General features: G+C 45.0%; 2 protein-coding genes. One reads left to right on the top strand and one right to left on the bottom strand.

The window, feature by feature from the left end; translation table 11 throughout:
* Window positions 1–594 (top strand): putative solute-binding protein (locus tag A3729_RS07390; RefSeq protein WP_082882041.1); only part of this gene is annotated, 594 nt, incomplete at its 5' end.
* An 18-nt stretch (window positions 595–612) separates the two neighbouring features.
* Here the strand turns inward: A3729_RS07390 and A3729_RS07395 are convergent.
* Window positions 613–941, bottom strand: a 329-nt coding sequence (locus tag A3729_RS07395) for a cation transporter dimerization domain-containing protein (protein WP_304439699.1), incomplete at its 5' end; no start/stop codon positions are given.

A 941-nucleotide genomic window follows, 5' to 3' on the forward strand; every position in this document is an offset into this window, starting at 1 on the left:
CCTGCTGGTGCAATATTTATGTTTACGCGCGACCGTAGCATTTTGCTTCCCAAAGACTTTGCTGGCAAACGCATGGCCGTTCTCGATGATGTTCCCGAATCTGAATACCTGTCACAAAAGCACGGTATTACACCCGTTAATTCAACCATTTTTAACTCAATCCTCAAGTTTAACAACGGTACGGTTGACCTGACTGCAGCGCCGGCAATTGTTTACGAGCCCTTCGAAATGCATAAAGGCTTAGAACCTGACGGTGGCATCTATAAAGACCCTTTCCTGTATATCACCATGCAGGTTATCGCACGTTGGGAAAAGTTCCCCGAAGGCTTTATTCAGAAGGCTCGGCTAAAAGCGGTTGAGGAATACTCAAAGTTTGTTAAGTTCCTTACGGACCCAGAAGCAACTATCCCCGAACACTATTGGATAGATATCCCCGAACATCTATACGATTACTGGGTGGAAGATTTTAGAGAGAGCCGTTTGGAGTTAGGTCGTCGCGGTATCTACGACCAAAAGACGCTTAAACTAATGAGGAAGGTCCGCTGCAAACTCGACCCTCAAGCGGCTGAATGCTCAGCAAGCAACCGCGAATAGAGAGCTAAGTATTTGACGCTAATCCCCTACATTCGCTATCGCTGTATGGGGGTCTTGGTGGATGATTATATCGGATTGCGGAAAAAACTCTTTTATCTTGTCATGTACCTCGTCAGCGAGGTCATGTGCAGCGAGTAATGTCATATTCCCATCCATTACAAGATGGAACTGAATGAATTTCGTCTGACCAGACTGACGTGTTCTTAGATCATGAATCTCTATGACGTTTTCATGTTCACAAGCCAAGCTTTCTATCTGATTAATTTCCTCATCAGGGAGTTCCCGGTCAAGCAACAACTGAATGGCTTCATAGCCGATTTCTATTGCACATTTTAGAATGTACAAGC

It is taken from the genome of Oleiphilus sp. HI0043, from assembly GCF_001634935.1.